Below are 26814 nucleotides of genomic sequence, written 5' to 3' on the forward strand. Positions count from 1 at the left end.
TTAGCTAACTTCTAAATGGCGGCTTAAGCTGTTAACTCTGGCCAAAGCAGATCAAGATTTAAGTACTCTTCGATGGCATCAGCGATTCGATTAATACCCAGCTCTTTAAGCTGTTCGTGGTCAATCGCGGTCACATCGTTGGCTCCTGCCCATTCGCAAATAAGCGACAACGCATCACTGTTGTCGAATACGCCATGCAAGTAAGTACCAAAAATCGAGTTATCTTGATTCACAGCGCCATCTAGGCTGCCAGATTCTAACTGAACCGGTAAGGCTGTTTCTTTGACATCAGTCCTACCTACGTGGATTTCATACCCTTTTACTTGTGCTGTTTTGCCATCCAGCGTCATGGTGCCGCGTACGTTGGTTAAGGTTTTCTGCTGTGTAAGGGTCGTTGCAGTATCCAGATACCTTAACCCTTCGCTGCTGCCGGGTTCCCCTTCAACGCCATCAGGATCGTGGATGATGTTACCTAACATTTGGTAGCCACCGCAGATACCCATCACTTTGCCGCCTAAGCGCAGGTGGCGTTGAATATCTTTATCCCAGCCTTGTTCTTTTAGGTAATCCAAATCTGCTCTTACCGACTTTGTACCCGGCAAGATAATTAAATCAGCATTGTTTACACGTTCGCCTTTACCGACATAACGTAAATCAATCGAAGGATTCAATCTTAACGCGTCAAAGTCTGTATGGTTGCTGATTCGGGTTAGCACTGGCACCGCCACCTTAAGCTTAGCTTCTCCGTCAGACTCTTGAGCAGAGGTAATGGCATCTTCCGCTTCTAAGTTAAAACCATGCAGATATGGCAAAACACCAATGACTGGCTTGCCGGTTTTTTCCTCTAGCCAATCTAGGCCAGATTGAAGCAGTGCGATATCGCCTCTAAAACGATTTATCACAAAGCCTTTTACACGAGCTTGTTCAGATTCAGACAATAGAGCTAATGTCCCGTAGAGATGCGCAAAAACGCCACCACGGTCAATATCAGCAACGATGATCACAGGGATGTCCGCTTTCTCAGCAAATCCCATGTTAGCGATATCATTTTCACGAAGATTGATTTCGGCTGGGCTCCCCGCACCTTCAATCATCACGCTTTCATATTCTTCAGAAAGTCGGTCAAACGAATCGATAACTGTATCCATCGCCACTTTCTTGTAATCATGATAACCCGTCGCTTCCATGTTGCTCAGCGCTCGGCCTTGCAAAATCACTTGCGCGCCGGTATCTGAGTTGGGCTTTAGCAATACAGGGTTCATGTGAACGGTTGGCTCTATATTACAAGCTTGCGCCTGAACCGCTTGAGCACGGCCAATTTCGCCACCATCTTTTGTCACAGCACTGTTCAACGCCATGTTTTGTGGCTTAAAAGGTGCCACTTTGATTCCTTTCCTTGCCAAAACACGGCATAAACCTGCCACCAAAACACTTTTTCCGGCATCTGACGTTGTCCCTTGAACCATAAGGGCACTTAATGGTGCTCGCATTTGTACTTAAATCCTTAATTTCTTAATTTTCAATTTATAGCTGTGGGCAATATTTCTCTGCGACCATCTTAACGTCATTGCCGAGTAGATGCTCAATAAAATGAATGGAAAATGAATGTGTTACTCACTCTGGATTCAACCCCAGTGTTGTTTAATAGCTCCATCGAAACGAAGCTTGTGAACGATAACAGGCGCTTCAACAAAAAACGTACTAACGAAAAGAAACGTTTCAAATTCAGAAAAACGTTTCTACTAAAAACAACATTAAGGGATTCACCATGAAAAAAACTGTATTAGCTATCGCATCTACTATTATCCTTGCTCCTACTTTCGCAATGGCTAGTGACCACAACAGCAACAAGCACGAAAGCGCTATTGCTTATACTGGCCCAATTGAAACCGTTTCTGTTGCGACACTACTTGCCGACACAAGCATGTTCGCAGAGCAAGAAGCAATTGTGGATGGCAAGATCGTTCGTCAACTTAAGAATGACACGTTTGTCTTCTCTGATGGCCAGAGTGAAATTCAAATCGAACTTGATGATGATATCCGCCTAGCACAACCACTGACCGCTGATACAAAAGTTCGTATCTTCGGTGAATATGAAGGTGGTAAGACACCTGAAATCGAAGTGGACCACATCCAGGTTCTATAAGCGATTAATATAAAAATACCGACTTCAAATAATTGGCCTGCATATTGCAGGCTTTTTTGTATTATACTGCCGCAAAATACAATTTATATGGAGTCACCATGCTAGGTTGCACGAATAAGACTGTCCTTTTAGGACTCGCTGCACTGTGTTCATTCTCTGCGTCTGCAAACAACTTTAACTACAACACATTCGAGCTGCGCATGGGTACTAGCCCAAGTACTTTCGGTGGTGAAGTCACAACAATGTTCACTCAGAACTCTCATTTTGTTGCTCGTATCGATTCAGAATTTGAAAGTGATTGGGATGCAGCGGTAGGTATGGGATTCAACGGCCCAATCAGTCAATTTGCTGACGTTACTGGCCAAATGTTACTGCACAACATTGAACGGAATGACGATAACCACATCAAAACAGAAATTAACCTTGGCTTGAGAGCTTGGTTAATGGCAAACGTTGAAGTTAACGCACGCCTTGGTCAACTGATCGACAACGATGACACTCGTTCAATTTTGGGTATCGGTGCTCGTTTCCATTCAACTGATCAACTGTCTGTTGGTCTTGATATGCGCAATAACGGCACATATGGCCACCAAATCTTAATGTCGGCTCGATTCGGATTCTAATCTAGATTTCAATTACTGAGTAATAAATAGCTAAACGTATTACATAGAAAAGCCCCGAACATATTAATGTTCGGGGCTTTTTTGTTTGTTAGTTTCGCTGGCTTTTAGTCGTTCACGACCTGAGCCAGCGACTTGCTTTATAAGCTAACCATCAGCATCTTTTTCTGGTGATCTAAGTACTCTTCATAAGTACCTTGGAAGCTCACTAGCTGTTGATCTTTTACATCGATGATGTGTGTTGCTAATGAAGAAACGAACTCTCGGTCATGGCTTACGAAGATAAGCGTGCCAGTGTAAACCTTCAACGCGTCGTTCAGGGCTTGGATTGCTTCCATGTCCATGTGGTTGGTTGGTTCGTCCATTACAAGCACGTTGATGTCTTGCATCATTAGCTTGCCGAATAACAGACGGTTCTTCTCACCACCAGAACAGTTACGCGCTTTTTTGTTCGCATCGTCAGCAGTAAACAATAGGCGACCTAGAATGCCACGTACCATAAGGTCATCGTGCTTCGCTGTACGCCATTGTGAGATCCAATCGAAGATGCTCAGGTCGTTATCAAAATCCTTAGTGCTATCTTGCGGGCAGTAGCCTACCGATGCGTTTTCAGACCATTTAACGATGCCTTCGTTTTGTTCTAGCTCTTGAACTAGACAGCGTAGAAGCGTGGTTTTACCCACACCGTTCTCACCGATAACCGCAAGACGAGTACCCGCTTCAAGCAGCAAGTTACCACCAGCAAACAATGTTTCGCCATCGAAGCCGTGACCAAGGTCTTGAAGTTCAAGCGCTTGACGGTGTAGTTTCTTACCTTCGCCAAAATCAATAGATGGGCTCATACGGCTCGATGATTTCACTTCATCAAGCGTGATCTTATCCATTTTCTTAGCGCGAGAGCTTGCTTGTTTTGCTTTAGATGCGTTAGCACCAAAACGGTTTACGAAATCTTGAAGCTCGCTGATTTCAGCCGCTTTCTTAGCGTTGCTTGCTAGAAGCTGTTCACGAATCAAGCCAGATGCTTCTAGGAAGTACTCGTAGTTACCAGGGTAAACACGTAGCTCACCGTAGTCGATGTCTGCCATGTGTGTACACACAGAGTTCAGGAAGTGTCTATCGTGCGAAATGATGATCATTGTACATTTACGCTGGTTTAGCTCTTCAGCAAGCCAGTTGATCGTGTGAATGTCCAAGTTGTTGGTTGGTTCATCAAGAAGCAGGATATCTGGGTTTGCAAACAGAGCTTGTGCCAATAGCACACGCAGTTTCCAACCTGGAGCTACTTGCTGCATCAAGCCGAAATGGAACTCTTCTTCAATACCCGCTTGAATTAGGATGTCGCCAGCACGGCTTTCTGCTGTGTAGCCATCCATTTCCGCGAATTCACTTTCAAGTTCTGCGACTTTCATGCCGTCGTCTTCGCTCATTTCTGGCAAAGAGTAAATGCGGTCACGTTCTTGTTTTACTTCCCAAAGTTTTCTGTCGCCCATGATCACAACGTCGATAACGCTGTACTGTTCGAAAGCGAACTGATCTTGGCTTAGCACACCCAGTTTTTCTCCTGGAGTGATAGAAACGTTGCCCGAGCTTGGCGTTAATGCGCCACTTAGGATTTTCATGAACGTTGATTTGCCGCAACCATTAGCGCCGATCAAACCATAACGGTTGCCGTTACCAAATTTAGCAGAGATGTTTTCAAACAGCGGCTCTGCGCCAAATTGCATTGTGATGTTCGCGGTAGATATCAAAGAACTAATTCCTAAGCGTGTACTGACAGATAATTATTAGGCTATTTCAAGAACCTAAATAAGAAGTACGAAAGTATGGATTAAACAAAAATCGAAGCGCGGATTATATAGAGATCTCGATCACGTTGTCGAGGCTAAACAGTAAACGAATAGTAAACATAGACCATTTAGATGCTTTTCATACGTTATGGGGTGTAAATAAAAAAATCCCCACCAGCAGAACTGGTAGGGATTTCATTTATCAACACTAAAAGTCTTTTAAGCTCGTCACCTTTGAAACTATAGCTCTTCAAAACGAAAAGCTTTGATGACGAGCAGAACTTGTTATTTAGTAATTTTCTTCTGAACGTATTTTTTGCTCACGTCGACAACCGCAACATCTCTAAAGAAGCTTCTACCCAACAGAAGTGGGAAAGAAAGATGCGTTCGGTCGGCTAGCGTAAATTCAGTTTTGTCTTTTAGATCGCCAATTTGAATCGAAGCTACAACCACAGCGCGTCGTTGTGTGCCTTCTGCGCTTGATTGCTTGATCTTAACCCAGCGTTCTACTGGTAAGCTGATCTCTTCAGTTGTAATTCCGTCGTGTTCAATCTTGAACTTAACCCAGTCTTTGCCGTCACGTTCAAAATCAACAATATCAACTGCACTGATTGAAGAGGTTGTTGCACCGGTATCGACACGTGCTTTAAACGCTTCTTTTAAACCAGGAACAAACACCCACTCTTCTTCACCAAGAATCAGTTTGCCGTCACTTGTTTTTCTAACCTTCTCTACTGGTTTTTCAACAGGTGCAGGTTTTACTTCCGGCTCAGTTGGTTTTACTTCTTCAGGCTTCTCAGTAGGTTCCGTTACTTTCTCGCCTTCTGTTGCGTCAGTTTTTGAAGAGTCATCCACAACAGGTTGTTCGATTTGAGGCTTTTGCTCTGGCTCAACAGGAGCTTGAGTTGTAGCCGAACAAGCAAACAGGCCACCACTTAGCATTAAAACTACAATCGCTTTCCAATTATACATTCAGTCACCTTCTATTTTGAAACGTTTGCTATCGCTTTTGCTACATAAGGAATATGAGATTCGGAAAGGCCTGCGATATTGATGCGTCCATCACCAACACCATAGACTCCATATTCTTCACGTAATTGATTCATTTGAGTTTCTTTAAAGCCTAGTACACTAAACATGCCTTTATGGCTTTCAATGAAGTCAAATTGTGACGTGTTATAAGTATTTCGCAATTCATCACATAAACTTTGGCGCAGATTTAACAAACGTTGCTGCATTTCACTCAATTCTTGCTTCCAAATCGAGGTTAGCTCTTGATTCTGAAGAATTGTTTTAACCAAAGCTGCACCATGATCTGGCGGCATTGTGTAAGTTGAACGAGCAAGCGTTAGAAGCTTACCTTTAGCATTGCCAACGTGTTCGCTGTTTTTGCCAATCACGATAGCGGCACCCGTTCTTTCACGGTATAAACCGAAGTTCTTCGAGCAAGATGTCGTAATCAACATCTCTTCGACGTTGTTAGCCATGTGTTGAAGACCTTTTGCGTCTTCTTCTAAGCCATCACCAAAGCCTTGGTAAGCAATATCAACGAACGGCAAGAAGCCATTTTTCTGCGATAGTTTGGTAATTTCCTGCCACGCCTCAAAGTCGATATCCGCACCCGTTGGGTTATGACAGCAACCGTGCAGTAGTACCACATCTGATGGACCCGCTTTTGAAAGGTCATCCAACATTCTTGCAGTATCAACTTGCTTCGTTTCAGGACTGAAGTAATTGTAATATCGAACTTTTAAGCCTGCCGCTTCCATCACCGGTTTGTGGTTAACGTAGCTTGGGTTTGAAATCCAAACCGTGGTGTCTGGTTGAGAAACTTTCATTAAGTCACCCAACATGCGAAGTGCACCACTTGCACCCGGTGTTTGAATCGCAGCAACGCGATCCATTGCAGAAGTCCCTTTAAGCAGCAGATCAACCATGCTCTGGTTGAACTCTTCACAGCCTGCTAGGCCAACGTAAGCTTTGGTTTTCTGCGTTTCAACAACGATATCTTGAGCCATAGAAACGGCTTTCATGATCGGAGTTTCGCCTTGATCGTTTTTGTAAACGCCAATGCCTAAGTCGACTTTATCAGTACGAGTATCGCCGCGGTAAGCAACAGAAAGAGATAGAATTGGATCTAAAGTTGGTTTTGGTAGATGTGAAAACATGAAAGTCACAACCCTTTGAAATTCAAGTAATGAGTTTCACGTTAACATTATCGTAGACAAATCAGAAACATTTTTTAATAGAAGCGCTTAGTTAGAATAAGTAAACAGAGATTGGTCATTTTACGTCACAAAACAGCGTAAATTTCGAACACTTTTAGTGCTTTATCAAAAGAGCAGTAGCTTGTTTAAGAAGTACCTTGTTGATTCTCAGCTAAATGCCTTGTTTGAATTGCCTTGGTGTCATGCCCGACCAAGCTTTAAATCGAGTACTAAAGTTCGCTGCATTCGGGTACCCCACGATCTCGCCAATATGTTGAATCGACCAATCACTCGATTTCAACAAACGAGCAGCGTATTCCATTCTCATACGCATAATATGAGTCATCGGGCTATGAGAGTAATAACGTTGGCACAAACGATGGAAGTGCGGCTCTGAACAAGGAAATAGGTTTGCTAGCTCATGCACATTCCACTCTTTATGAAGCTGCTTTTGAACACTGTCGAACACACGTCTCAAGCGAATCAAAGTTCGAGACTGTTGCTGCGGGACTGGTGCATTAATCATGAACTCTATTTGGGCTACGCTGTGAATGGCAATCGCTCCGCCTAAATCAATGGGCAAGGCAATACTTCTCAGCAAGGTATGAATACAAGACGAGACGACTTCGGCTGCAGGAGAGAGCGTATAACTCACTTCATCATTGACGACATTATCCCAATGCTTATCAGGCGATAGAAAGATCCACGCTATCTGCCATGTTTCTTCTTCAATCCCAAAGCCATTCTCAACGCCTGCAGGCACAGTAATGCACGACCCCGGCTCTAGAATATAGCGACACGCCCCACTTTCTAACCACCCTTTGCCCCTAACCGTGTAAAGCAGCATGTGTTTCTGTGGATTCTTCCGATGGACAGAAAAGAAATCTCGGCACGACGCCGTCCCACACTGAACGATACCCAATTCTTCGAATGCCAATACATGGCTTTGATCGACAAACTCTTGGTGTGTCTGATCAGAGATCTCGTACCGTTCGTGTTTCTCACTCATTTCACTGGTCGCTCATTAGGTTTGTCTGCAATTAAATCGCCACATTAGTCATTCGATAGTTTTGAAATAGATGATTTTGAAAACAGGTCGTTTTGACAAATAGGAAGCTTTTGAAAATAGATAGTTTGGCAAAAGTTTGTGATGAACCTGAACAATACAGCCAAAACAAATACCGATAAACTTCTCGCATATTAACCACAGGGGAAATGCGATGCGCTCGACATATCGTCATCTAGACAAAGATTTTTGGCAAAAGCTTTTACACATCGGTTTGCCTGTATCGCTACAAACCATGTTGTTTTCATTACTCGGCGTGGTCGATATTTTTATGGTTAACCAACTGGGTGACTCTGCAACTGCGGCGGTTGGTGTGGGTAACCGCATATTTTTCTTCAACTTGATCATGGTATCCGGGATTAGCGGCGCTGTCAGTGTGCTAGCTTCGCAATATTTCGGTGCGGGAGATTTCAACGGAATTAGACGCACATTAGCACAGTCATGGGCATTGTCTGTCTTTACCATCATCCCCTTTGTGTTGATTTATACATTGGCTCCTGAATCAGTCGTGTCTGTGGTGGCCTCAGACCCTGATTACGTCCGCTTGGCAACGGATTACCTTTGGATAACAGGAGCCAGCCTTTTTGGTACCGCGATCGTAGTGCCCTTAGAAAGCGCACTGCGATCGGTCGGCGAAGCCAAGCTACCCACCAAGATCAGTATTTGGGCAATCATCGTTAATGCGATTCTCAATGCATTGCTGATCTTTGGTTTGTTTGGATTTCCAGAACTGGGCGTAGTTGGTGCGGCTATTGGCACCACGGTGTCTCGATTCTTTCAGACGATAGCGCTGCTTATCATGGCGAAGAAATACTACGCGCATCTATTCCCGACATTAAGTAATTGGCGAGAAGCGATATTACCGAAGCATAGAAAGAAGTACTTCACGATAGCAATACCTATGTTGGTTCATGACACAGCATGGGCGGGCGGGATTCTTATTTATAACGTGATAGTTGGGCAAATGGGTGTTGGAGAGCTTGCGATCATTTCGCTGTTATCGCCAGTAGAAAGTATCTTGATCTCGGCGTTCATGGGGTTTGCGGTCGCCGCTTCGATCATTCTAGGCAACGAGATCGGCGCGAAGAACTATCAACGTGTTGAGAACACCGCATGGGGTTATGTATTGGTCAGCTGTGGGCTTGCGGCTATATTAGCCTTGGTGTGTTGGTTTGCTAAACCCGCGATCGTATACATGATCGGCCTTACTCACTTAGAGCTCAAAGAGACAGCCGTTAACGTCACCTTAGTCATGGCACTCGGCATGATACTAAGAGTCTTCAATATGGTTGGTATTGGTGGCGTGCTGAAAAGTGGTGGAGACATCAACTACAGTATCTTCATCGACCTGTTTGGCCAATGGGCAATCGGTATTCCCCTTGCTTACTTTACTGCGCTGGTGTTGGGTTGGCCGCTAGAATGGGTTTTGATGATTGTGTTACTGGAGGAGTTAGCGAAGATCGCTTTAACTAGCCAGCGAATTCACTCTAAGAAATGGATCAACAATCTAATCGACGAGCCTGAGCACATTCCTATATAAACAGGCGATAGATTCAAAGAACTCACACCCAAGGGCTGATTTGTAGCATTGCGCTAACGATGAAGCCCTTTTTCGTTTACGAGTGTGCAAAGTCACGACAGCAGTTATATATCAGTAAATCGATGGATGATTTGGTTTGAACTACCACGCCAATCCAACATTGGATCCGCTTTATCTTGCTCAAAACGACCATCAATCAAAGTATCAACATATTCAAGTACTTGCCTCTGCTTTTCGTCGAGTTCGTCGAGCTCGTAGCCCGTCCACATCCAGATGTCTTTGCCTTCACATTCTGCTTTTACACGCTGAACAAGCTTAAGCACTTCAGATACATTTGCAGGATGAAGAGGATCACCACCTGAAAGCGACAAGCCACGACGCTTGATTCGTGGATCATTGAGATCAGCGATAATGTGGTCTTGCAGCTCTTGAGTAAACAAATGCCCGGAGTCCAACCTTTGCGTCGATTGGTTATAACACCCGCGACACTGGTGTACACAACCCGACACAAACAAAGTGCAGCGTGTTCCAGGGCCATTTACAACGTCGATTGGGTGATATTGGTGATAATTCATAAGGCAGTATTGAAAACTCGTGATTACTTAATAGTTTGAGAAGATGTGTTGTAAAAGCTGAAACGAAAGAATTGGTGTCGACATAACGCCGATACCAATCATATTTCTTGAAACGTAGCTCTTCTAAATAAGCTAGCTAATAATCTTAGAGCTTACTAAAGATGCTTCACTCGGCGTTTAACTTCTTCTTGCTTACCGAAGTTAAATGGTCGTGCATCTGGGCTACCAAGGTAACCACAAACACGGCGCGTCACCGATACTTTGGTTGAGTCATGGTTGCCACATTTAGGACACGTAAAGCCCTTACTTGTACAGTCGAACTCACCGTTGTAACCACATTCGTAACACTCATCAATCGGTGTGTTAGTGCCGTAGTAAGGAACACGTGTGTAGCTGTAATCCCATACGTTTTCTAGTGCTTCGATGTTCTTCTGCATGTTCGGGAATTCGCCGTAACAGATAAAACCACCGCTAGAAATTTCAGGATAAGGCATCTCGAAATCGATCTTGTCGTATGGGTTCACTGTCTTCTGCACATCTAAGTGGAAGCTGTTGGTGTAGTAACCACGGTCTGTCACACCATCAATCACACCAAATTCTTTGGTGTCGATGCTGCAGAAACGGCTACATAGGTTTTCACTTGGTGTGCCGTATAGGCTGAATGCGTAACCTGTCTCTTTCGTCCAAGATTCCACTTCACGCTTCATGTACTCCACCAGCTCAAGCGCTTTAGCACGCATTTCGCCATCGTCGTACAGGTGAACGTCAGTACCGTAAAGTGCTGTCATCGCTTCGTGGATACCAATGTAACCAAGAGAAACAGACGCGCGGCCGTTCTTGAAGATATCGGCAATAGAGTCGTCTGCTTTCAAGCGAACGCCACATGCACCTTCCATGTATAGGATTGGAGCAACACGTGCTTTCACGTTTTCTAGACGAGAAATACGAGTTTCTAATGCACGACGAGCCAGCTTGAGTTTATCATCAAGCAGTTCGTAGAACTTAGCCATATCTTGTTTTGCGTTAATCGCAATACGTGGCAAGTTCAAGCTAACAACACCTAAGTTGTTACGGCCTTCGTGAATCAACTCACCATTTTCTTCATAAGTATTCAAGAAGCTACGACAACCCATAGGAGTTTTAAATGACCCTGTCACTTCTACTACTTTGTCGTAGTTAAGAATGTCTGGGTACATACGCTTAGACGCACACTCTAGCGCTAATTGCTTGATGTCGTAGTTTGGATCTTGCTTCTGGTGGTTCAAACCATCTTTGATCGCAAATACCAGTTTAGGGAACACGGCTGTTTTACGGTTCTTACCCAAACCTGCAATGCGGTTTTTCAAGATTGATTGCTGAATCAATTTCGAGCCCCAGCTTTCACCTAAACCAAAACCAAACGTCACGAATGGTGTTTGACCATTAGCGGTGTGCAGCGTGTTTACTTCGTACTCCAGAGATTGGAACGCGTCGTAACACTCTTTCTCTGTGCGAGAGATAGCAAAAGCTTCTGGGCTATGAATGTCCCACTCTTTCGCTAGCGATAAGTGCTTCTCGTAGCTCGCCATAACGTAAGGTTCAAGAACCTCATCGATGCGGTTAATCGTTGTGCCGCCGTAGATGTGACTCGCCACTTGCGCGATGATCTGCGCGGTTACCGCTGTCGCCGTAGAAATAGACTTAGGTGTGTCGATTTCCGCGTTACCCATCTTGAAGCCATGCGTTAACATGCCTTTCAGATCGATAAGCATGCAGTTAAACATTGGGAAGAACGGTGCGTAGTCTAGATCGTGGTAGTGAATATCACCACATTCGTGAGCATGTACGATATCACGTGGCAAAATGTGAGTTTTCGCATAGTGTTTAGCCACGATACCCGCCAGCAGGTCACGCTGAGTTGGGATTACTTTGCCATCTTTGTTCGCGTTTTCATTGATTAGATCAACGTTGCTTTCTTCGATCAAACCTTCGATCTCACGAGTTAAAGCGCTTTGCTTCTCACGGGCGATGTCGCGGTCATGACGATATTCAATGTAGGCACGAGCCAGAGACTTGTATGGTCCCTGCATTAGCTCGTTCTCGACCATGGTTTGAATTTCAGAGATATGAACTTCATCGTAGTCTTCGAGCTTCAACTCAACTGCTAATGCCACATTCAGTGCATAAATAGCAATTTCCTTATCGGCTTTGTCTGATGCTGCTTCCACTGCAGCTTGGATGCGATCTCTACTGAATGGAGCTCTTGAGCCATCACGCTTGATTACGATTGATTTCACCACTTCTCCTTACTCTTGAGGTATTCACAGACTTATCCACAAACACACTATATAGAGCGATTTATCGTTTAACTAACACTAGATATTGTGGCGTATTTAACGAGAACCACCAACTTTGAGTATTGATTTGGATCAATAAAAAGAGAACGCTGACTAAGATCAATTCAATATTATTACGCTAGTTCTCAAGTCGAAAAGAAACAATGTAACAATAAAAAAACTCCTAAAAAGAGTTGAATTTTTGGTAAGTGTTGTAGGATAACGGCTCATCAATATTGGCAGACAAAATTAGGGATATTTGGCATGAAACGACTTCAAAACTGGATAATGTTAGGCTGCTTACTCAGTAGCCAGACATTTGCTGAACCTTTGACCATATCCAGTTGGAATATCGAATGGTTATCAACCAACGAGGCTGTGAATAAGTTTTCTGACAAACGTGATCAAGCTGATTTCGACAAACTCGCAACTTATTTTCAATCCTTAGACGCAGACGTGGTTGCGTTTCAAGAAGTCGATAACGTAAATGCCATTCAGCGTGTGGCTGGTGATCAATACAAGATATTGATGTCTGACCGGGCGCTATCTAAGAACAGCAACCGCCAATTTAAAGAAGTGAACCAATACACGGGATTTGCAGTTCGTAAAGGAGTAGCCCTCACCGACTACGCTGACTTTCTGCTTGAAACCACATCCAACAGTAAACTTAGGTTTGCCAGCTATATCGTTGTAGAAACAAACTTTAAACCCATTCACATGTTGTCTGTGCATCTAAAGGCAGGTTGTAGCGGAGCGTATAAGTCCAACCGCGATTGCTCTCGTTTAAAAGAGCAAGCTCAGCAACTGAACAAGTGGATAAAGCAAAGAGAGCGCAATAACGAAGACTACGCCATTCTTGGCGACTTTAACCATAACCTCGCTTACTCACGAGATTGGATGTGGAAAGAGTTATCACAATATACTGATGCGCAGTTAGCGACACGAAAGACCCGTGCAGATTGTAAGGTACGCTCTAACCGCAACAATTATCGCACACATCAGTTCCGCTCTGTTATTGATCATATTGTGGTGAGTGAGTCGCTAAATGCTTCTCCTGCAAAGCAGAAGGTATTTGAAACACAAGATGTTCTGGACTACAAACTCAGCGACCACTGTCCAGTTTCAACGACTATTAAATAGTAGATTTTAGATAACAGCAGATTGTAGATAACTGAAAATAATAGAAACAGTAAATATAGAAAGAGGCTGACTGACTTTCGTGCTGAAAGCGAGTCAACCTCTATGCTTGGTCAGCTCAGAACGGATAACGTCAAAGCCAATGTAATCAGCTATAAGCTTGCTACTAACACGTTTTGTTCATACGATCCGCCAGCCACATTCCCACCAGCATGCTTAACATAAACACCCACACCGTCGGGTTGCCGCCACTTAGGCTGGTTACCGCAGGGCCTGGGCAAAAGCCTGCAATCCCCCAGCCTAAGCCAAACGCTGTAGATCCAAGAATCAGCTTTCTGTCTATCAACGGATTGTTACGGCTATCTAACGGCTCGCCATTGATGGCTTTAGCGCGCTTTTTAATGACCAGATGATAAAACGGTGCAAAGACCAATAGCGCGCCACCCATGACGAATGCCAAACTAATGTCCCAGTTACCGGTAATGTCTAAGAAGCCGAGTACCTTCTCAGGATCAACCATCCCTGAGATGATCATGCCAGAGCCAAAAAGAATACCTGCGACCAAACCGATAACGATAGTAAATGAAGCGTTTTTCATTATGCCCCCAAGCCAGTCAGATTCTTGATAAACACGGTTACGATTGCCACACCCATAAATACACAGGTCGCAACAATAGAACGTTTAGATAAACGCGCCATTCCGACAATGCCATGCCCGCTAGTACAACCGTTCGCTGTTTTAGTACCAAAGCCCACCAGAAGGCCAGCAATAATCACTAAAGCGAGATTCATCTCTTCTAACTGCGGAAGTTGGTAGCCCGTCGGAATTAATAGCCAACCACTTGCGACCATTCCCACTACAAAGGCGATACGCCAGTGTTTTTCGGTGTTTGCTGTATCCGCATCTTTACGTTCTTTGTTGCTGGTGCCAGTTGGCAATAATCGGCTGACAATGCCACTAATGCCAGCAACTCGACCAATCCCCAACATTAAAACAATGGCCGACACGCCTAACAACATGCCGCCGAAAAAAGCATCCCAAGGAATCAAACTAAGCACAAACCTCTCCTATCCACAAACATCATAAACTCATAACAACCTATAAATTAGAGTTTACTAATAAATATAAATTAGTCAATGCTAATGTACTGCGAGTATGTGTCGTTTTGTAAGTCTGGAATTAACAAGCGCCCTGCATGAAAAAAGCCCCTAGGTGTTAACCTAAGGGCTTAAGATTTATTCTGTCTTTGGTAAAGAACAGCTATTTGACCTTGTTCTTCTCAGCAATCCATTGCGACATGTACTTAGTGCTCGCCATACTATGGTGCTTAAGCATTGAACCAAAGAAATTATTCAGTCGATGCGCATCAAGCTCAGAACCTAGCGCAGTCAGTCGCTCGATCAATTTGTCGCCCAGTTGATTCTGTTCATAGTGCGCTTCAAGAATTGAATGACATTGGCTTTGAGCTTTAAGCCATTTCTTTTCATCTTTATAAAGAGCGACAGCTTGTTCAACAAACTCATCAATATCATCTGACACTGCGCCCGGCCATTGCAGTTCACCTTGCGGTAGCATGCCTTCACTGCCGATCTCGCTGGTTACATTCGGAGTTTGCAGCTTCATCGCATCAAGTAACTTGCCTTTAATGCCAGCGCCAAAACGTAATGGCGCAACACAAACACGTGCATCTTCCATCACTTCTTGAGCATCTTTAGCCCAACCTTTGATATGGAAACCGGTTTTTGGATTATGCAAAGCGGTTGCTTTCGGCGGCGGATAAGATCCGTAAATATGAAGTTCAGTGTCAGGTAACTGCTTACGAATCTTCGGCCAAATCTTCTGTAACTGAAGCACTGCATCCCAGTTAGGCGCATGTCTAAAATTACCTATCGTCATGAAATGCTTACGTTCTTCAAAGCTTTTCGTACTTTCAGGCAACGTGTTGAGATCAACCATGAACGGCAGGTGATGTAATAGTTTTGGATCGATATTGAACTCAGATTGAAGCAGTTCCATCTCGTAACTTGAAATGATCAACGAAAGATCACAGCGCAAAATCGCGGCAATTTCACGTTTAGCCAAGTCACTGTACAAGTGTGCTTTGGTCAGATCTGTTTCTTTCTTAACCGCTTCGTGTCGAGCATTACGCAGAAACTGTAAGTCTTCCGTATCCAGTAACTTAAAGGCATTCGGGCATACTTTCTCGACACGCCAACCAAACTGTTCTTCCATCATAAAACGGTCAAACATCACAACATCGGGCTGCAGCTCTTCAATGTAATCGTCAAAGCTATCGCAATTTAACTGTATAGATTGGCTTGTGATGCCCTCTTCAGAGAGATCAATCATGTGCTCGGTTTCTTGAGCGGGTGTTGCAAATTCAACTGACCAACCTTGTCTCTTAAATAGACGTAAAAGAGACATCATATGGCTGCCAGCCGCCGATGAATTCGGTTCTGGCCAAACGTAGCCAATTGCTAAAACTTTCTTCAAAATACTTCCTAAGAAATAACAAAAGGGCCACAGAAGCCCCTAATAAAACGTTAATCGAGTTATGCCGCTGATAATAATGGTTCTAAGAACTCAGCGATCAGATTCGTTCACCTACATTGCGAGCTATCATAAGCACTTCATCGGCTGAGTAAAAGTTTGAAATCGTGGTTTCGACTTGAGCGCCCAATGTCGACTGATAGAGCTTTTGTGCAAAGTTATCTGCTCTGGTGGTCACTAATACATGTTTTAGTGTCGAGCCCTGCTCTGATAGCTTCTGCTTCACTTGAGGCAAAGAGTCTAGAATCAGCTTTTTGCCCAATCCTTGCCCCTGAGCACTCGGTAACACAGCAAGTTGTTCTAGCTCCAAAACAGCTTCAGGCCTAAACCCACTCTTTTGAACCCAAATAATGTAGCCGACAATCTCGCCATCGCTTTCAGCAACAAAGTTAAGAAAGCGTGGCGCAGCATTTAAGTTACATTGTAACCAATTTTTTGAGTTTTGCTGTCGAACAAAAGTAGCTTGGTGAACTAAAGCCGCTCCATCGAGGTCGGCTTCTGTCATAAAACGAACTTGGGCCATGCTGCTACTCATTCTCAGAATTAGGACGCGTTTTACAGTGTAAAATGGCTCTCTCTAGAAGTTCTAATGCCGAGCTATCTGCTTCTGGAAGCTTAGCGTCCGATTGACCTAACGGCTCAACACGGCTACCCCACTTAATATGGCCTGCCCCCCAAGTTAAACCGGCACCGAATGCCGCCACAAGAATGTTTGAGTTAGGTTTAACAAAGCCTTGCTCTAACGATTCACACAATGCAATCGGCACAGTCGCAGCCGATGTGTTGCCGTAGTTTTGAATGTTCACAAACGCTTTCTCACGTTCAATGCCCGCCATATCACACAGAGTTTGAATAATTCGGATGTTCGCTTGGTGCGGAATCACAACATCGATGTTTTCAGTTGAGATGCCAGTGCGACTCAATACTGTATGTGCTGCAGCGCCCATTCCTTTCACTGCACGCTTGAAGATCTCTTTACCAACGAAATCAAAATCCCAGTAACCGTTATCAGCAGCAAAGCGGTCCATAGACGTACCGAATTTTGGTACTGCTAGAATGTCACGGCCCTCTGCGTCACAACCGATTTGAGCTTCTTGTAAACCCACTTGTTCTTCAGTACGCGATAAAACCACAGCGCCAGCGCCATCACCGAATAGAACCGCAGTATCACGCTTGGTCCAGTCGATGAAGAATGAAAGACGCTCTGCACCCACAACGATCGCATTGCGGTAGTTGCCCGCTTGAATCAATCGAGTTGCTGTTTCAACACCGTAGATAAAGCCTGTACACGCTGCATTAAGGTCAAAAGCTGCTGCGCTCTTGATGCCTAAGTTCTGTTGAACTTTAGACGCGGTATTTGGAATAAGAGAGTCTGGACTGCACGTCGCTACGATCACAAGATCGATATCTTCGGCTGTTAAACCAGCACACGCCATTGCATGTTGAGCAGCAACGGTCGCTAGCTCAGAGGTATTTACATGACTGATACGACGATTTTCGATACCAGTTCGAGTACGAATCCACTCGTCAGACGTATCAATGAAAGTGCTTAAATCATCATTGGATAGCACGGCTGGTGGCAGACACTTTCCCCAGCCCGTAATTTCAGCGTAAAATTTTGTCATCATTTACCTGTTTATTGTTTGTTTTTATTTGAGTATCTTATTCTTGTTTTAAACAGTATAAGCGTTCCGTACATGATTCGTAAATCGCGTTAGGCACGGAGACGCAATAAAAAGAGAAAGTTATGTCTACATTCAACACACGTTGCCCTTCTTGCGGTGGCGTAAACCGAGTTCCTTCAGAAAGAATTTCAGAAAGCCCTACTTGTGGTAAGTGCAAAAACGCACTTCTAGACGGTGCACCAATCGAAGGTACGTCACTGAATTTCCAATCAATTTTGAACAGTTCACAGCCTGTCGTTGTCGATTTTTGGGCGACATGGTGCAACCCATGTGTAGGTTTCGCACCTGTATTTAGCGATGTCGCTAAAGAGCGCGCTGGCGATGTTCGATTTGTTAAAATTGATACCGAAGCTCAACAGCAACTGGCGGCTATGTATCAAATCAGAAGCATCCCAACGGTGATGGTGTTCAAGAACGGTCAACGTGTTGATACGATTAACGGTGCACTGCCAAAAGGTCAATTTGATCAGTGGCTTAATCAAGCACTAACTAAGTAATACTATTGGTTAAGCTATTGATTTAGCATTACTTAATTCTAAGTAAGCACACAAAAATAGGTTAGAGAGTCTTACCAAATCAAGACTATCTAACCTACTGTTTTATTTATGGTTATCACTTAACTTCTTGAATAAAACTACAGCTTCGCCTTTCGCTTGAATATTAGATTCTTGCTTGCCAAACCCGTATTGCTGTTTGATTTGATCTGCGACTTTCTCAGCAATCATAATGGTTGGTGCATTGGTGTTTGCCCCAATCAGTGTCGGCATCACAGAAGCATCAATGACTCTCAAATTATCCAATCCATAAACTTTGAGATCTTTATCTACCACAGCTAAAGAATCGCTACTAGGTCCCATTTTACAGGTCCCGATCGGGTGATACTGAGTGTCTGCACGATTGCGAATATCTTGCTCGATAGCCTTGTCATCACTGGCGTCCACAGGGTAGAAAGCATTGCCTCGGATATCATCAAACGCGGAACTCTCTAACATTTGATACTGCTTCTTCCAGCCCTTAATCATGATCTCCATGTCTTCAGGATGACTGAAAAACGCAGGATCGATCTTAGGCGGATCATAGGGATCATTACTATTGAGCGTTACGGTGCCGTAGCTCTTCGGTCGCAATAAGGTGACATGAGAGGTAAAGCCATGACTGGTATGAATTTTTCTAGCATGGTCATCTACAACAGCGACCACAAATACAAACTCTAAATCCGGTACAGCGATATGATCTTCGGAACAGAGAAAGCCTATTCCCTCTGCAAAATTACTGCTCATTTTACCGCGGCGTTCTTTGTGCCATAGTGGTAAGGCTTTGGTCATTTCAGAGGCCATTTGCAGCGAGATACCAAAAGTTTCACGCTTTTCACTGCATTTATACGAATGTACTAAGTCGATATGATCTTGAAGGTTCTTGCCCACTCCAGGTAATTCATGAACCTGTTCGATTCCATGTGTCTCTAGTTCAGTTTGAGCACCGACACCAGACAGTAACAGCAATTGGGGAGAACCAAACGCGCCAGCGGAAAGAATCACTTCTTTGTTGCATCGTATCTGATAACGCTTTCCGCTAGAACCATATTCAACACCAATCGCCTTCTTGCATTCAAACAAAACCTTATGTGTGGTGGCTTTAGTCACGACCGTGAGATTCGATCGTGAAAGGTTTGGCGTTAAGTAAGCCTTGGCAGCACTGCATCGTTCACCATTCAGCTGTGTTACCTGCGTCGGCATCGCCCCAAACTGAGCAGCGCCGTTAATATCCTCATTGCGAGGTACACCTATCGATTCACACGCCGTTAAATAACGTTCCAACATAGGGCTTGGCGATCTAAGATTGGCCACATTAAGAGGACCACCTTGGCCATGGAACTCATCTTGGTGGACTTCGTTGTTTTCTGCTTTCTTAAAGTAAGGCAAACAGGATTCATAGTTCCAGCCAGCATTGCCCAAGCTTTCCCATCTATCGTAGTCATAGCGATGTCCACGAGCGTACATCATGGCATTGATAGAGCTAGAACCGCCAAGTGTCTTACCTCTAGGCTGATAGCCTTTACGACCGTTCAAACCCGGCTGTTCAACCGTTTCGAATGCCCAATTATTGAGTTTGGTTGGCATCATCGCCACCACGCCAACGGGTGTGTGAATGAATGGGCTGGTGTCTTTACCACCCGCTTCTAACAAGCAAACCGTCACATCAGGATCTTCCGACAGCCGAGAAGCCATCACACACCCAGCTGAACCACCGCCAACAATAATAAAATCATAACTATCCATTTGCCATCTCCGCTATTTCTAGTGGGTGTAACTCACGCTTCAAGATTTTTCCGGTTGCTGTCATGGGTAAGGCTTTACGAATGAATACCTTACGCGGGTATTTGTAGTCGGCGAGTTGCTCACGACACCATGCTATCAAGGCGGCACTATCACATTGCGTATGTTCGTGAAGAACCACATGCGCGTGGATCTCCTCGCCTAAATGTTCATGATGCTCGCCTACCACCGCGACCATTTCGACATCGGGGTGACACATCAACACTTCTTCGACTTCACGTGGATAAACGTTGTACCCACCACGAATAATCATGTCTTTAACACGGTCAACAATGAACAAATTGCCATGCTCATCGACGCGACCGATATCTCCCGTTAAGAACCAACCATCACGAATAGATTCAGCTGTCGCCTCTGGCCTTTGATAATAGCCTTTCATCACACTTGGGCTTTTAATGCAGACTTCGCCGAGTTCACCCATAGCGACAGAGTTGCCTTGTATATCAGTAATCTTGATGAGGTGGCCACATAAAGGCTGACCGACACTACCCGATAAACGATCGCCATCAATATGATTAAAGGTCGCAACCGGCGCCGTTTCCGAGAGCCCATAACCTTCTAAGACTGGTAATTCAAAACGAGATTCAAACTGTCGTATAACCTCAAGCGGCATAGAAGCACCGCCAGAAACACCTAACCTCAAGCTGTGTTTAACCTGTTCAGAGCGTTTGCTTGTGTTTTCTAAACTATCAGAAGACTCTTCTCCCGCCTTTAATAGCGCGATATACATAGTAGGAACACCCGCAAACACGCTGACTTTATGGCTAATGATCTGTTCAATAACCAATGACGGTTCAAAACGAGGAATCAACACCATGGTGGACCCTGTTAGCACACTCGCGTTCATCATCACCGTCTGACCGAAGCTATGGAATAAAGGCAGTGTAGCCATTGTGGTGTCGCTGTACTCCAATCTCATTAGATACTGTGACGACATCGCATTGGTTTGCATGTTGGTGTGGGAAAGCTCAGCCCCTTTTGGTTGACCCGTCGTGCCAGAGGTATAAAGGATCACAGCGGTATCATCGCCATGACAAGCCACAGACTCAAAAGGAGTAAAAGGTTGTGCCAACCAATCAGCGATTGATTCATGCTCCTCATTACTTTCTAAAGTAGTGTCTGTGTTTGTTGGGATAGGCATCTCGACAAAGTGTTCACAGTGGTTTGCCTGCTCAAAACCTTGTAAACCATAGCGACCAATGGGAAGCTCTTCACTGCCGTCAAAACATAAATAGGCCTTCGCGTTAGAGTCATTAAGGTGATAAGCGATCTCTCTGGCCTTGAATAGCACGTTCAAAGGCACGACTACACAACCCGCTTTTAGAATCCCGTAATAGGCTATCGGAAAGTAAGTCACGTTCGGGCATGACAACGCTACCTTATCTCCGTTCTGCAACCCAAGTCTTTTCAAGTTAGCAGCCACGTTTCCAGAAAGTTGTTCTAACTGAGAAAAACTGATTTCATCCGATCCCATACGCAGAGCGGCTTTAGTTGGAAAAAGCGAAGCGCTACGCTCCAAATTAACAGCAAGATTGTGCATCCATGATCTCCTTGTGCGGCTTAGACCTGTTTGTGACGGTCACCGTAGACGTTCTAATCGTTGTAATAAGTCTCTTTCTTGTCATCACGAGCCTGCACATTGGTGTGTCATGTAGATAAGAGTCGTTATTGAGCAAAATGTTTGAGACGCTCCAATGTGCAGCCCAATAAATTACAACATTTCGATAACATTTCGAACAGGTTTCAAAAAGACAAAAACCGGTGATATTCGGACACAGCCTGCGCTAGCCCAATAAAACCTTGCACACATAAACCAAAATTTGGAACAAGCTTGCGAAAGTGAGAACAAGCAACAGGCGTAAATGTTAAAAGTTCGGTTAAGATATCGATATTCAACAAGAGGCAGCTTATGGAATACACCGCAGTTTACGAACCCGACATGCAAGCATTCGGCATTCTGGATCTTCAGTTGCTGCATCGTTACCTGTCGCCTGTTCTCAGTATCGAAGAGTTGCTCGAAGGAAGTAACATCGATGCTCTCCAACTCAACACACCCGATACACACATCACTTTGGCGCAAAAGCTTGCTGTGTTCAGTAATGCGTTAGCGAATTCCAACGAAGACGGATTGGGGCTTAAAGTTGGCCAACAAGCGAGGTTCAGCGATTTCGGCGTGCTCGGTTATGCGGTGTTTAGCAGCGAAACACTACTCGATGCCTTTTTAATCGGGTTTAAGTATCTGCAACTTGCTGGCCCTGTCCTCAGGAAAACCATGTCTGTAGAAGACAACATTGGTTACTTTCGCGCAGAGCAACTTATCGAACTCGATTCTTTACTGCCCTTTTGTTGTGAATACTGGTTCTCGGCGATACACAGTTTGTGCGAAGAGGTCTTACAGCAGCCCTTTCCTTCTCAAGTGATCCGCTTCCCCTATCCAAAACCTGAATACGGCGATCTATACACAGAGATTTTCCGCTGCCCGGTTGAATTCAATAGTGACCGGCTTGAATGGGAGTTCGACGCAACCACCTTGTATTCATCTCTTCCTACCGCCAACCCCATCACTTTACAGATGTGCTTAAAATCGTGTGATGACATGTTGGCAAAAGTCAGTGCACCCAGTAGCCTCAAAGAGAAAGTCTCTCAGATGCTGATTGAAAGGCCAGGATGTTACCCTTCTATAGAATCCATTTCTTCAGAACTGGGCATGTCTTCTCGAACTCTGCGTCGTCACCTGAAAGCAGCCGATACCAGCTACCAGAAGATACTGGACCACGTTCGTTTTCACCTTTCTCGACACTACCTTTCTTCAACTCAAATGAGCATTGAAGAGATATCTGAGCGCGTTGGGTTTTCAGACAGCGCTAACTTTCGACATGCCTTTCGTAAGTGGAGTGGAAGCTCGCCACGTCAATACCGTAAAGAAACGGTCTAACACTTAAAATCCCACTCAATCCAAATCATAAAAAGACAATCACGCTGCAATCTTTTTCTAAATTAAACCACCAATGAACAACGGCTTAACGACTTTTTGCCCGCATAAAATCTCGCCAAACCACCAAATATCGCAACCGTATTTTAGTTTAGTTGGTCGATAAATTTCTTTTATCTTAACGACCATTTTTATTTGTTTTACCCAATTCAGTTTCTCCCCCATAGTCGCGGAAAATTCATCGTTTCTTTTACTATCAGAGGCTCCTGCATTGGACAACATCCAACCAACAACTCGCATAACTGTTCCTGTTATTGCATTGTCTTTTTACGCGATCGCTTCAGGCTACTTAATGAGTTCATTACCATTAATGCTGTCTGAGTATGGCTTAGACAAAGATCTATCGAGTTGGTTGGCGAGTGCATTCTATGCAGGTCTACTGGCTGGTACATTATTGATTGAACGTGCCATTGCGCGTGTTGGCCACAAAGATGCGTTCGTCATCGTATTGAGTGTGTTCATCGCAACGATCCTTGTATTGCCATTGATCCCACACCAAGCAGTATGGCTACTAGCTCGCTTTGTGGCTGGTGTGGCGGTTGCAGGTATCTTCGTGATTGTAGAGTCTTGGCTAATGAGCGGTGACGAGTCACAACGCGCAAAACGTCTCGCTATCTACATGTGTTCACTGTACGGCGGTTCTGCAGTTGGTCAGCTTGGTATCGGTTACTTAGGTATTACTGGTGGCGTACCTTTCATCGCAATGTTCACCCTTCTGTTTGGTGCGATCATTGTGCTGATGTACGGACAAGCAACTCCACCACAGATCCACGATGCGCAATCTTTGTCTTTAAAGCAGATCAGCAAATTAAGCCACAGCGCGCTAATTGGCTGCATTGTTTCCGGATTAACGCTAGGTGCGATTTACGGCTTGATGCCAGTTGAACTTGCTCAACGTAACATTGCACACGAAGACATTGGTGGTTTGATGGCTTTGGTTATCATGGGTGGTATGGCTGTACAGCCGATGGTGACTTGGTTATCTCACCACGTAGGACAAGTGTTATTAATGGCTCTGTTCTGCCTGCTAGGGGTTGCAAGCATTGGTGTGCTGACTATCAATCACGATTTCTACGTACTAGGCATGAGCTTGTTCGTATTAGGCATGGCCACATTTGCGCTATACCCAATCGCGATTAACTTAGGTTGCCGTAACCTTGACCCAAGCTACTTGGTGTCAGTGACTCAAATCATGCTACTTTGCTACAGCATCGGTTCTGTTGCGGGACCAATCGTTGCAGACAGCTTTATGGATTCACAAGCAGGATTGTTCACTTACCTGTTCGCGTCTCTACTTGCTACAACGATCTACATGTTGATTGCTAGCCTAAAGCGCTCTCACCTACAGATTGCAGGCGAGTAAGCTTAAATAGACAGACACTAGATGCGTGTCATTAGGGCTCCGAGTTCAGACTTTATGTCTAAGCGAAGGGCTCTTTTCAACTCATGCCTATATGTAACCTTCTTCTCCCACACTTCTCATTTCATCGTGCAAGGCTAACCAAGAAGTCGATGGCTCTTTCGATATTGACTGGGTGACAAACCGAAATGCTTTTTGAAACGATGCGAAAAGTTATAAGGATCCTTGTAGCCTAAGCGATTAGCAATCATAGAAACTGACCAATCTTGATATTTCAGTAGACTGGTGGCTTTGTCCATGCGTAATTGAATCAATTTACTGCGTGGTGAGAGGTTGAATAGCGTCTTGGTGACTCTATTGAGTTGCTCTTCACTGATAAACACTCTTTCAGCCATCCCTGCCACTGTCCATGGCTGATGCAGACTACTTTCAATTTCGTTATAGAGCGCTTGAACACGTGCAGTGGTGCCGGTCGACTTAGGCTCAAACCCCGTCAATGTTCGGATAATTTCACTCAAGAGTAACTTACGGTAACTGGCTCTACCGCCTATCTCAAAGTAAACCAAGTTCATTAATGACCAGATCTGCTCACACTCTCCAAAAGGCACAATCCCCTGTCCTAAACTTGCTATGTGCTGCCATTGCTTGGTGTCAGGCGTCAGCATCCACGCCATTTTCCAATAATTATATTGAGGATCGAGTTCAAAACGAAATGGGGTTTCAGCAGGAAGCACCACGAGTGTATAAGGTGTAATCGCTTGGACCGATGTTGCGGTTGTTAGAATGCCGCCACCTTCCATAGTGAAAATCAACGTATGAACATTAACGGATTCGCGCTCAACCCAGTAGCCATCATATAGCTTCGCCATGCCGCCCATATAGACACCAAAGCTTTTCATCTCTGGAATATCTTCAACGGTCAAAAAACGTTCTTTGCACTGTTCAGCGAGAAAAACATCATCATGCCAAGTTGATTTTGGTCTCATTGAATCAATGACGGATTCGCACAGGTTTTGTTGTTTTTTAAACATGTTGTTACTTCGCTCAAATCACTATAGTTCTGCCATAAATCGGAGAGCTTATGACAACTAACATCAACCCTAACTCATCTATGAATAACAAGCCAGAGAGCATCTTACCTCGTATCGTTAAACTGGGTTTACCTGTTGCTTTACAAAGTGCGCTTGTCGCTATTCTTGCCCTTGCTGACGTATTAATGGTCAGTGATTATGGTATGGAAGCAGCTGCGGCTGTGGGAATTGCATCAAAATGGCACTTCGTTGCTATTATGATTATGGCAGGGTTGGCCTCAGCAAACGGAACATTAGTCGCTCAATACTGGGGAAAGAACGACCGAAAAAGCGCGCGAACGGTATCATCTATCGCAATGGTGTTTGGCTTAAAAGTTCTGCTGCCTGTTACTGCAATCATCACTCTTGGTTCTCAGTTTTTAATGATGTTGCAGACCAGCGATCAAACCGTGATTGAACTTGGCGCGACTTACCTGTGGTATGGATTCCCTGTCCTTCTGCTGACTCACATTGTGGTCGTGGTAGAAGCAAGCATGCGCTCATCAGGTGACACCGTAACACCACTATTGCTTGGTGCGGTCACGATTGCCCTCAACATCGCACTTAACTTCGTACTCATTAAAGGTGCCTTCGGTATTCCAGCGATCGGCGTTGCAGGTGCGGCATTGGCAACCACTTTAGCGCGCTTGATTCAAGTGGGTTTGATGTATGGCTATATGCGCATGCGTAAACACTGGTTGTTAACCACGCCTAGCTCACCACATCGTCCGTCATTATGGTTGTCTTACCGTCGTATTGCTTTGCCACTAACGATGAATGCCGTGTTATGGGCAATGGGTACTATGGCATACCAAATGATCTTCGGTCACATGGGCACAACGGAACTTGCTGTGTTCTCTATGCTCGCGCCTTTTGAGTCGCTGTGTTACTCGATATTCTTTGGTATTTCTGTAGCGTGTTCCGTGTTGCTTGGTCACTCACTCGGTCGTGATGAGTTTGATGACGCTATGAGTATGGGTCTGACGTTCATCAAAGCCGTGGTTGGTTTTGGTGCGGTTGTAGGCTTGCTATTGTTTATGGGTAAAGAGCACGTTCTGTCATGGCTAAACCTGACCAAAGACGCTTTATACCCGCTTGCTTCACCTGCGATGATGATCATGTGCTTTGCGGTCGTGATTCGCATGCTCAACATGGTGATCATTAACGGTATTATTCGTGCTGGTGGTGATAATGTGTTCTGCCTTCGCATGGATTTCATCGCGATGTGGATGGTGGGCATTCCAGTATGTGTTTACGGCGCGTTTGTCGCTGGATGGGACTTTAAATACATCTATGGTCTAATGTTGGTAGAAGAAGTCGTGAAATTGACCATCTGTTCACACCGTTACTTGAGCCGACGCTGGATCAACAACCTAACGGTGACCTACGAAGAGCCTCAAGCGGCGTAAGTTTCAGTTACCTGGCTA

The 26814-nt window shown here is 44.6% G+C and carries 24 protein-coding genes; 8 read left to right on the top strand and 16 right to left on the bottom strand.

Annotated features, from left to right (window positions below):
* Positions 1–23 precede the first annotated feature (23 nt).
* Positions 24–1490, bottom strand: a complete 1467-nt coding sequence (locus tag AB4154_RS14750; RefSeq protein WP_372123391.1) for a cobyric acid synthase — start codon at positions 1488–1490, stop codon at positions 24–26.
* Positions 1491–1768: 278 nt separating this feature from the next.
* On the opposite strand from AB4154_RS14750, the gene AB4154_RS14755 reads away from it, so the two are divergent.
* Complete coding sequence (locus tag AB4154_RS14755; protein WP_048608277.1) at positions 1769–2146, top strand: YgiW/YdeI family stress tolerance OB fold protein; 378 nt, start codon at positions 1769–1771, stop codon at positions 2144–2146.
* A 98-nt stretch (positions 2147–2244) separates the two neighbouring features.
* Positions 2245–2769, top strand: a complete 525-nt coding sequence (locus tag AB4154_RS14760) for a hypothetical protein (RefSeq protein WP_017060115.1) — start codon at positions 2245–2247, stop codon at positions 2767–2769.
* Between the two features lie 137 nt (positions 2770–2906).
* Here AB4154_RS14760 and AB4154_RS14765 read toward each other — a convergent pair whose 3' ends face one another.
* The 4 genes from AB4154_RS14765 to AB4154_RS14780 all read right to left on the bottom strand — a co-directional run bounded on the left by AB4154_RS14765 (position 2907) and on the right by AB4154_RS14780 (position 7769).
* On the bottom strand, positions 2907–4514 hold the full coding sequence (locus tag AB4154_RS14765) for an ABC-F family ATPase (RefSeq protein ID WP_081325167.1): 1608 nt from the start codon (positions 4512–4514) through the stop codon (positions 2907–2909).
* Positions 4515–4838: 324 nt separating this feature from the next.
* Entirely contained in the window at positions 4839–5525 is a 687-nt protein-coding gene (locus tag AB4154_RS14770; RefSeq protein ID WP_017069095.1) for an ATP-dependent zinc protease, read from the bottom strand.
* Positions 5526–5536: 11 nt separating this feature from the next.
* Positions 5537–6721, bottom strand: a complete 1185-nt coding sequence (locus tag AB4154_RS14775) for an amino acid aminotransferase (protein WP_017060118.1) — start codon at positions 6719–6721, stop codon at positions 5537–5539.
* A gap of 211 nt (positions 6722–6932) precedes the next feature.
* The gene (locus tag AB4154_RS14780; RefSeq protein WP_372123392.1) at positions 6933–7769 is read right to left on the bottom strand and encodes an AraC family transcriptional regulator; all 837 of its coding nucleotides are present in this window, start codon (positions 7767–7769) and stop codon (positions 6933–6935) included.
* 211 nt (positions 7770–7980) lie between these two features.
* Between AB4154_RS14780 and AB4154_RS14785 the strand changes: the two genes are divergently transcribed.
* On the top strand, positions 7981–9366 hold the full coding sequence (locus tag AB4154_RS14785) for an MATE family efflux transporter (protein WP_136978226.1): 1386 nt from the start codon (positions 7981–7983) through the stop codon (positions 9364–9366).
* Positions 9367–9470: 104 nt separating this feature from the next.
* Here AB4154_RS14785 and nrdG read toward each other — a convergent pair whose 3' ends face one another.
* Positions 9471–9941 (bottom strand): anaerobic ribonucleoside-triphosphate reductase-activating protein, encoded by a 471-nt coding sequence (gene nrdG / locus AB4154_RS14790; protein WP_017069098.1) that lies wholly within the window; start codon positions 9939–9941, stop codon positions 9471–9473.
* Between the two features lie 155 nt (positions 9942–10096).
* Positions 10097–12217 carry an anaerobic ribonucleoside-triphosphate reductase gene (gene nrdD / locus AB4154_RS14795; RefSeq protein WP_102394372.1) on the bottom strand — a complete coding sequence of 707 codons (2121 nt, stop codon included), beginning with the start codon at positions 12215–12217 and terminating at the stop codon, positions 10097–10099.
* A 303-nt stretch (positions 12218–12520) separates the two neighbouring features.
* Here nrdD and AB4154_RS14800 point away from each other — a divergent pair, with 303 nt between their 5' ends.
* Complete coding sequence (locus AB4154_RS14800) at positions 12521–13396, top strand: endonuclease/exonuclease/phosphatase family protein (protein WP_372123393.1); 876 nt, start codon at positions 12521–12523, stop codon at positions 13394–13396.
* A gap of 163 nt (positions 13397–13559) precedes the next feature.
* Here the strand turns inward: AB4154_RS14800 and AB4154_RS14805 are convergent, their stop codons facing one another.
* The 5 genes from AB4154_RS14805 to AB4154_RS14825 form a co-directional block, all read right to left on the bottom strand.
* The gene (locus tag AB4154_RS14805) at positions 13560–13991 is read right to left on the bottom strand and encodes a DUF6691 family protein (protein ID WP_372123394.1); all 432 of its coding nucleotides are present in this window, start codon (positions 13989–13991) and stop codon (positions 13560–13562) included.
* Positions 13991–14452 carry a YeeE/YedE family protein gene (locus tag AB4154_RS14810; protein WP_010429747.1) on the bottom strand — a complete coding sequence of 154 codons (462 nt, stop codon included), beginning with the start codon at positions 14450–14452 and terminating at the stop codon, positions 13991–13993. The genes AB4154_RS14805 and AB4154_RS14810 overlap by 1 nt, the downstream gene beginning before the upstream one ends.
* 202 nt (positions 14453–14654) lie before the next feature.
* The gene (locus AB4154_RS14815; protein WP_372111464.1) at positions 14655–15887 is read right to left on the bottom strand and encodes a glycosyltransferase; all 1233 of its coding nucleotides are present in this window, start codon (positions 15885–15887) and stop codon (positions 14655–14657) included.
* Positions 15888–15984: 97 nt separating this feature from the next.
* Positions 15985–16449 carry a GNAT family N-acetyltransferase gene (locus AB4154_RS14820; RefSeq protein ID WP_029235379.1) on the bottom strand — a complete coding sequence of 155 codons (465 nt, stop codon included), beginning with the start codon at positions 16447–16449 and terminating at the stop codon, positions 15985–15987.
* A gap of 22 nt (positions 16450–16471) precedes the next feature.
* Positions 16472–17569, bottom strand: coding sequence for a ketoacyl-ACP synthase III (locus tag AB4154_RS14825; protein WP_102333615.1), 1098 nt, complete (start codon positions 17567–17569; stop codon positions 16472–16474).
* 122 nt (positions 17570–17691) lie between these two features.
* Here AB4154_RS14825 and trxC point away from each other — a divergent pair, with 122 nt between their 5' ends.
* Complete coding sequence (gene trxC / locus AB4154_RS14830) at positions 17692–18126, top strand: thioredoxin TrxC (protein WP_017060125.1); 435 nt, start codon at positions 17692–17694, stop codon at positions 18124–18126.
* Between the two features lie 102 nt (positions 18127–18228).
* On the opposite strand, the gene AB4154_RS14835 is transcribed toward trxC, so the two are convergent.
* The gene (locus AB4154_RS14835) at positions 18229–19908 is read right to left on the bottom strand and encodes a GMC family oxidoreductase (protein WP_102333614.1); all 1680 of its coding nucleotides are present in this window, start codon (positions 19906–19908) and stop codon (positions 18229–18231) included.
* Positions 19901–21505: a long-chain fatty acid--CoA ligase gene (locus tag AB4154_RS14840; RefSeq protein ID WP_017060127.1), complete on the bottom strand. Its 1605-nt coding sequence runs from the start codon at positions 21503–21505 to the stop codon at positions 19901–19903. The genes AB4154_RS14835 and AB4154_RS14840 overlap by 8 nt, the downstream gene beginning before the upstream one ends.
* A 369-nt stretch (positions 21506–21874) precedes the next feature.
* On the opposite strand from AB4154_RS14840, the gene AB4154_RS14845 reads away from it, so the two are divergent.
* Positions 21875–22900 (top strand): AraC family transcriptional regulator, encoded by a 1026-nt coding sequence (locus AB4154_RS14845; protein ID WP_372058714.1) that lies wholly within the window; start codon positions 21875–21877, stop codon positions 22898–22900.
* Between the two features lie 57 nt (positions 22901–22957).
* Here AB4154_RS14845 and AB4154_RS14850 read toward each other — a convergent pair whose 3' ends face one another.
* Positions 22958–23197, bottom strand: a complete 240-nt coding sequence (locus AB4154_RS14850; protein ID WP_017060129.1) for a hypothetical protein — start codon at positions 23195–23197, stop codon at positions 22958–22960.
* Between AB4154_RS14850 and AB4154_RS14855 the strand changes: the two genes are divergently transcribed.
* A complete protein-coding gene (locus tag AB4154_RS14855) occupies positions 23169–24320 on the top strand; it encodes an MFS transporter (RefSeq protein WP_372123395.1) in 1152 nt (383 codons plus the stop codon). The genes AB4154_RS14850 and AB4154_RS14855 overlap by 29 nt on opposite strands.
* Before the next feature lie 134 nt (positions 24321–24454).
* On the opposite strand, the gene AB4154_RS14860 is transcribed toward AB4154_RS14855, so the two are convergent.
* Entirely contained in the window at positions 24455–25348 is an 894-nt protein-coding gene (locus AB4154_RS14860) for a helix-turn-helix transcriptional regulator (RefSeq protein WP_372123398.1), read from the bottom strand.
* A 50-nt stretch (positions 25349–25398) separates the two neighbouring features.
* On the opposite strand from AB4154_RS14860, the gene AB4154_RS14865 reads away from it, so the two are divergent.
* On the top strand, positions 25399–26796 hold the full coding sequence (locus AB4154_RS14865; protein WP_372123399.1) for an MATE family efflux transporter: 1398 nt from the start codon (positions 25399–25401) through the stop codon (positions 26794–26796).
* The last annotated feature ends 18 nt before the right edge of the window (positions 26797–26814 follow it).

This window comes from Vibrio sp. 10N.286.51.B11 (genome assembly GCF_041469245.1).
GTDB lineage: Bacteria > Pseudomonadota > Gammaproteobacteria > Enterobacterales > Vibrionaceae > Vibrio > Vibrio crassostreae_C.